We start from the raw sequence: 6,929 nt of genomic DNA, 5'->3' as shown, positions 1-6,929 counted from the left end.
TCAACCCGGTCGGCGTTGACGACGAGATGGTCGTCGAAGGCGTGACGAACCTGCGCCCGGACGACAACTCGATCACCGTCGAGCTCCTGACTCAGGACGGCGACTCGGTCGCCCTGACGACGACTGAGGACTGGGGCTACGATGGTCAGTACGAAGTCTCGATCGAGCTCGAGGACGTGCAGACGGGCACGTACACGCTCGAAGCCGACGACTCGTACAACTCTGACACGGTTGAGGTAGAGATCGTGCAGAGCGTCGAGACGGCAACGCCGGAGCCGACGCCGACGGAGGAACCGACGGCGACGCCGACGGCAACCGCCGAACCGACGCCTGAGCCGACGCCTGAGCCGACGGAGGAACCGACGGCAACGGCCACGCCGACGCCCACTGAGGGCGGCGGTCCCGGCTTCGGTGCCCTCGTCGCTGTCATCGCGCTCATCGCGGCTGCGCTGCTGGCCGTGCGACGCGACGACTAACGACGATTAATCCCGACTGACCGCCGATAGCGGTCATCCGGTGCGATTTCTTTTATTTGCGCTACTGCGTGTAGCAACAGTATCCTTGAGGAACTCAAGATGTTTCTGCGTTCACAGCTATGGGTTTTGAAGCGTTATGGTAATTGGTTAGAGTTCCTATTTTAAGTGTCACTCATATACTATAGGAGATAAATACAGATCTGGACAGAGACAATAGCGGTGGTCTAGTCAAATAGCATATTTTGTATCGCTTCTGGAAAACACCACAAAGTCGGAGTATACCACTGTTTAGAGAGTATAGATTATTCCCTTCACGGCGAAATCTGCGATCCCGAAGGCCGATGAACAATAATGAAAAGAAGTACTTATTTTGATGTTTGAGCAGTTGCGACTAATTCATTAGCCTCTGAGAGTAATGCGTCGGCACGAGTTTCCGTTCGTGCTTCGGTCGTGAGCCGGATGAGCGGTTGCGTGCCGCTGGCTCGAATTAACATCCACCCGTTTTCCGTTTCGATTCGCACGCCATCCAGCATTTCAATCGAATCTCCGTTATATCGCTCTGTTGCGAGATTCTCAACGGCAGCCATGACTTGTGCCTTCTGGGTGGTCTCGACGTTTTGCCGGCGGATCGGATATGTTTCAATATCCTCAATAAGTGTTGAGAGCGATTCTTCTGTTGCCACAAGTTCGGCAAGTTTGCATGCCGCTAGAGGACCATCCGGACAGAGCGTTTCCTCGGGCCAAATCCACGCTCCGCTGGGTTCGCCTCCGAAGGCGACATCATCCATAGTCACTTGCTGAGCGACGAATACGTCGCCAACTTTCGTCCGCATAACTGTCACATCCTGCGCACTGAGCGCGTCGTCAACAAGCAAGCTCGTATCGACAGGGGCAGCAACACGGTCGCCAGGAGTAGCTGCCTGTTGAGCAAACAACGCAAGCAGCACATCCCCCGGGATAAAGGTCCCAGTCTCATCAACGGCGAGCATTCGATCGGCATCACCGTCATGGGCAATCCCGAGATCAGCATCAGTATGCGCTACTGTTTGGCGAAGTGTAGCACAGTTAGCAGCTGTTGGCTCGCTTGGCCGTCCCGGGAAGCGACCATCTGGTTGAGCGTTTAGCGTTTCAACGGCACATCCCAGTTCAGTTAAGACTTCAACAGTCACACGTCCGGCTCCCGTTCCGAGATCAACGATGACAGACAGATCTAGTGGTGATTCGATTGTGGTACACAGTGCCTGTCTGTGATCGTCGTCAGCATGGTCATAGCGTGTTGTCTCTCCTAGCTCATCCCATGGTGAAAGAGCGAAATCGCCAGCCTCAATGCAAGAAGCGATACACTCGCGCTGCTCCGCATCAAAAGCTTGGCCAGATGGAGTCCACAGCTTGAGTCCATTATCGCACGGTGGATTGTGCGAGGCGGTAATTGCAACACCGGCATCTGCATCGTGCCAACTCACACTCCGAGCAACCGTCGGTGTCGCTGCTTGGCCGAGCCGAATCACGTTGGCACCACATTCCACAAGACCACTAGTTAGGGCCTTCTCGAGCATCCGTCCACTCTCTCGTGGATCACGGCCGACAACGATGTCATGATACCCCTCAGAGGCCAGCGCTCGGCCGACGGATAGTGCTGTGTCCGCAGTCACTGTTTCGCCGATAGGGCCGCGAATACCACTTGTTCCAAACATAGCAAAATATCTGATGACCCGCTATATTGTTCTTGGCAAGATTCGTTGTCAGTGAACGACCGGAATCGACTTGCGGGTGTAGTCGACTGACATACTTATGGACCGTTCGGTACTCATCGCAATTATTGTTGGTGCCCTGCAGGGCGTTTTTGAATGGCTCCCGATCTCTAGTGAGGGAAATCTCACACTTATCTTGGCTTGGCTCGGTGAAAGCCCGCAGCAAGCAGTCGCATTTGCCCTTTTTCTCCATCTTGGAACTGCCTTCTCTGCGACAGCGTATTATCGGCATGAGATCGCAACTGAATTGGGAACACTTCGTACCTGGCGCCCGGGCGTAGCACTACAGGACGAATATATGCAAACAACGTTTCTGGGTATTGCAACACTTGTCTCTGGGGGTGTTGGAGTGAGTGCGTATCTGTTGCTTGCGGAGATTGTCTCTGCATTAACTGGCGGTACGATCGTTATCGGCATCGGAGGGCTACTCATCCTCACTGGCATTTTCCAGCGGCTCTCAACATCTGTTGAGCGTGCATCACCGGCAACGCCCACACTCTGGGAGGCGGTCCTTGTCGGGATTGCCCAAGGCCTTGCAATTCTTCCCGGTATCTCTCGTTCTGGCTCGACGACCGGTGTCTTGCTATTGCGTGGCTATGCGGCTCCGACATCGTTTCGGCTCTCGTTTTTGCTGTCGATTCCCGCCGCAATCGGTGGTGGACTTTTGGCTTTCCTCGATACCGGATTACCCGGACTTTCACTCTCTAGCGGTCTGATTGCTCTTCTCACTGCGGCGATTGTCGGCTACCTCACGATTGATGCACTCATGCGGATCGTCAATCGGGTCGCGTTCTGGGTTGTTTGTCTTGGTCTGGGGAGTCTTGCAATACTTGGTGGTGGCCTCTTGCTGTGATAGGTCACCTCTTTAGGGGTGGCTGCTGACCTGAGTGCATATGTACGGTGTGGTACTCGCAGCTGGTCAGGGAACCCGAATGCAACCGCTGACTGATTCGCAGCCGAAGCCGTTGCTTCCTGTCGGTGGTCAGCCACTTATTGAATATGTTTTCGATGCGTGTGTTGACATTGTTGATGAGTTCGTCGTGGTGATTGGCTATCGTGGAGACGATGTGCGGGCAAAACTGGGTGACACATACCGTGAGACGCCGCTCACCTATGTCGAACAGGATGAGACCGCGGGTACGGCACACGCAATTGGACAAACAGAATCAGTTATTGACGATCGATTTGTCGTCCTCAATGGCGACGTTCTCGTCGACTCAACGCTTCCAACCGCGCTTGCTGAGACTGGTGGCCACGCAGTTGCAACAACATCCGTGTCCGATCCTACTGCGTACGGCGTTGTATCACTTGCTCCAGATGGCTCACTTGAGGATATCGTGGAAAAACCTGCTGACCCCCCGACGGAACTCGCGAATGTCGGGTGTTATGCGTTCGAGCCAGACATTTTCGAGTATATTCACCGAACAGAAAAGAGCGAGCGTGGTGAATTCGAGATAACCGAAACGCTTGAGCGACTTCTCGCGGACGGCCATGACGTTTCAGTTGTTGAGTACGATGGCCAATGGCTTGATGTGGGACGTCCTTGGGAACTGCTGGCAGCGAATGAGCATGTCCTTGCCGATAGCGATCGAGATATTCAGGGAGATACCGCCTCAAACGCCCAGTTATCGGGGGCTGTTATCATCGAGGAGGGGGCAGTTATACACGACGGTGTTGTCATTGACGGTCCAGCAGTGGTGAAATCTGGGGCAGAGATTGGGCCGAATGCGTATATCCGTGGTGCAACGGCTATTGGAGCTGATTCCCACGTCGGACATAGTGTTGAGGTGAAAAATTCTATTTTGCTACCGGGTGCGACAGTTCCACATCTCTCGTATGTCGGTGATTCCGTTCTGGGTCGAGACGTGAATCTGGGCGCTGGTACAAACGTAGCCAATCTACGCCATGACGGCGAATCAGTCCAGATGACGATCAAAGACGAGCGTGTCGATACAGGGCGACGAAAACTAGGGGTCGTGCTGGGTGATGGTGTACAAACTGGGATTAATACGAGCCTGAATGCAGGTGTGAAAATTGGATGTAACGTCTGTATCGCTCCGGGTGCAACTGTACTGCATGATCGTGGTCTGGAGTGAGTGAGTGGACATGACCGCCGTGTGTGCTGGCCATCCACTAATTGCCACGACTTGAAGCGATGACGCATCCGGGCGAATACGCGGGTTTTATTGTCTAATTAGCTTTGATTACCTGTATGTCTGAGGTGCGCGAAGCGGCGGAGGATTTTCTATCGGAATATCCAGATACTGAGGATGCGCTCTCTGAGATTGTTGCTCTTGATCAGAACGATGTATGGTCTTTTGAGGATGTGCCCCTAGATTCGGGGATCTTTGGTGAATTTGTCTCGCGAGGACTTGCCGAACAGGTTGATGGTGGGTATCGGCTTGTGGATCGACAAGCTGTTATCGTCGCTCTTGAGGGTGATACTGATGGGGCTGGGAGTAATGCCACCACCAAATCAAGGCTAGATACTGATATCAGTGTAGGACTGCCGACACTGAAGCGGCTCCTTCCAGAGCAACCATCTCGCGTGTTTGGCGCTATCGGTGCTAGTTTCCTCTTATTAATTGGGCTCCGAATGTTGGCCTATCCAACGGTCTTTCGAGGTGATAATGTTGTTCTTCTTGCCAACGACCCGTACTATTATCGCTACTGGGTTGAACAGTTACTAGCCCAACCTAATGGGAGCCTGCAGACGCTCTCAACACTACCGGATGCTGTCGCTAACGGCGAACCGCTTATGGTGGCTACTCTCTGGTTCATTGCCCGTCTGTTCGGTGGAGATGCAGGTGCGGCTGGGAATGTTCTTGCATGGTATCCTGTTGGCTCCACTCTTGTTGTCGGCAGTGTGAGTTATCTGCTTGGAACACGACTCTTCGCCGATCGTCGAGTCGGGATTGCAGCAGTAGTTATGTTGGCACTGATTCCCGCCCATGCCTACCGGAGTAGTGTGGGCTTTGCCGACCACCATGCGTTCGATTACCTCTGGTTAGCCCTGACGATGCTGATTTTAGTTGTCCTCACCCAACGACGCGACCGTCACGACTGGCGTTCTTGGGCCTTTGCCGGTGGACTTGGGGTCACTGTTGCTGGCCAAGTACTCGCATGGCAGGCCGGCCCGTTGTTGCTGCTTCCAATCGGTGGCTACGTGGTTCTCCTTTCACTTCTTGATTGCCGTGCTGACCGATCTTCCGTACGGTTGACACTGCCTGTACTGGCTGGCCTTGCATTCGGGGCCGCTCTGACATATGTGGTCCATCAGATACTCGGGTGGCATACCTCAGCTGTGGCCGCGACACCACTTCTACTGTTCATCGGGTGTCTCGGAGCTCTTGGGCTGGCCGAGCTGGCACGGCGACTCGGGACAAGCCCGCTGTATCTGGCCGCTGCTGAACTCGCCTTTAGTATTGGTGGGGTCGGAATCCTCTGGTATGTAGACGTTGCTGTCACGTCTAGCCTTAGCCGTGGAATTGACTTTCTCTTACGGCCGAGCTCAATTGCAGAGGAAACTTCTATTCTCAGTGGTGATCTGGGGTCGATTTTCGGACCTGCTCTGCTTTTTGGATTCATTCTCTTTCTGGCATTACCGTATCTAGGCTGGCTCATGATCCAGCTGTATCGTGACCGGGGTGCTGATCCAGTACTGATCGTTCCGACTGTGTACAGTTGGTTTTTCCTTGGATTAGTGACGATCCAAATTCGGTTTGCTGGCGAACTGTCAATTGCGATCGCACCTATCGCTGGAGTTGGTTTCATCCACTTCCTCTCGTGGATTGATCTTGCCCGTCCGCCAGTGTCTCTTTCTGGGGCAGACTCTGCCCAGTCGTCGGATTATACCGCTGATCCTGCAGCACCTTCTTTTGAGATACCGGACCGACGGGGCGTGTTCGCCCTTGGCGCCGCTTTTCTGCTGGTCAGCAGTCTGAGTTTCATGATGATTCCCGTGAAGACAAACCAACTGACAATTCCTGATGATCGGTATCAGGCCTCGTTATGGATGGCTGAGCACGCAGCTGACCAGAACTGGGAATATCCAGAGAACTACGTCTTCAGTCGATGGAGTTGGAACCGAATGTATAACTACTTTGTCAACGGGGAATCACCCTCTTATGGCTATGCGAAGGGCAACTACGCGGACTTTCTCGCTTCCTCTGCTGGAGCCGAGTGGTACCAGCGCCTGCGTGATCGGACTGGGTTTATAGTTACTGAAGACCTCCCCCAAGTGAGTTCGACTCCGGCAGCAGAATCCTTGTACAATCGGCTGCATACCGACTATGGGAGTGGAAGTGATACGACTACCGGCTTGGCCCACTATCGGGCTGTCTACGTCAGCGAGGATCGCTCCCTAAAGGTGTTTACGCTTGTTCCGGGAGCGCAGCTTGCAGGTACTGCTTCGTCAAACACCGAGGTGACGGTCACAACGAGACAATCCGTTAGTGGGGTTGAGTTTACCTACTCGCGGACGATCGAGACCGATGCTACTGGAGCGTATTCTGTCACAGTACCTTATCCTGGCGAGTATGTCGTTAACGGGACTCGTGTGCGGGTGTCGGAAACTGCGGTTCAGCAAAATCAGACGATCTCTGTTTCCACTTTAGGATAGGGATTGAATGACCCTTATCGTGGTTGCCATGTAGTTTGGATATTCAGATACATTCTCTCACTGATATACTCATAGCAGACA

General features: G+C 53.6%; 5 protein-coding genes. 4 read left to right on the top strand and 1 reads right to left on the bottom strand.

What is annotated here, in order from left to right:
• Positions 1 to 476 (top strand): PGF-CTERM sorting domain-containing protein (locus BLU18_RS07655; RefSeq protein ID WP_143025250.1); only part of this gene is annotated, 476 nt, incomplete at its 5' end.
• Positions 477 to 841: 365 nt separating this feature from the next.
• Here BLU18_RS07655 and glmM read toward each other — a convergent pair.
• Positions 842 to 2,170, bottom strand: coding sequence for a phosphoglucosamine mutase (glmM, locus tag BLU18_RS07650; RefSeq protein ID WP_092633525.1), 1,329 nt, complete (start codon positions 2,168 to 2,170; stop codon positions 842 to 844).
• 97 nt (positions 2,171 to 2,267) lie between these two features.
• Here glmM and BLU18_RS07645 point away from each other — a divergent pair, with 97 nt between their 5' ends.
• The 3 genes from BLU18_RS07645 (at position 2,268) to BLU18_RS14585 (ending at position 6,848) form a co-directional block, all read left to right on the top strand.
• Positions 2,268 to 3,080, top strand: coding sequence for an undecaprenyl-diphosphate phosphatase (locus tag BLU18_RS07645; RefSeq protein ID WP_092633523.1), 813 nt, complete (start codon positions 2,268 to 2,270; stop codon positions 3,078 to 3,080).
• Positions 3,081 to 3,120: 40 nt separating this feature from the next.
• On the top strand, positions 3,121 to 4,323 hold the full coding sequence (gene glmU, locus BLU18_RS07640; RefSeq protein WP_092633521.1) for a bifunctional sugar-1-phosphate nucleotidylyltransferase/acetyltransferase: 1,203 nt from the start codon (positions 3,121 to 3,123) through the stop codon (positions 4,321 to 4,323).
• Positions 4,324 to 4,439: 116 nt separating this feature from the next.
• Positions 4,440 to 6,848, top strand: coding sequence for an STT3 domain-containing protein (locus BLU18_RS14585; protein ID WP_143025249.1), 2,409 nt, complete (start codon positions 4,440 to 4,442; stop codon positions 6,846 to 6,848).
• Positions 6,849 to 6,929 lie beyond the last annotated feature (81 nt).

It is taken from the genome of Haloplanus vescus, assembly GCF_900107665.1.
Lineage (GTDB): Archaea > Halobacteriota > Halobacteria > Halobacteriales > Haloferacaceae > Haloplanus > Haloplanus vescus.
This window is presented reverse-complemented; position numbering and strand designations above follow the sequence as displayed.

What these genes read in the sequence shown, in the direction of transcription:
- BLU18_RS14585 (WP_143025249.1), top strand. Translation starts at nt 4,440, where the DNA reads ATGTCTGAGGTGCGCGAAGCGGCGGAGGATTTTCTATCGGAATATCCA.
- glmU (WP_092633521.1), top strand. Translation starts at nt 3,121, where the DNA reads ATGTACGGTGTGGTACTCGCAGCTGGTCAGGGAACCCGAATGCAACCG.
- glmM (WP_092633525.1), bottom strand. Translation starts at nt 2,170, where the DNA reads ATGTTTGGAACAAGTGGTATTCGCGGCCCTATCGGCGAAACAGTGACT.
- BLU18_RS07645 (WP_092633523.1), top strand. Translation starts at nt 2,268, where the DNA reads ATGGACCGTTCGGTACTCATCGCAATTATTGTTGGTGCCCTGCAGGGC.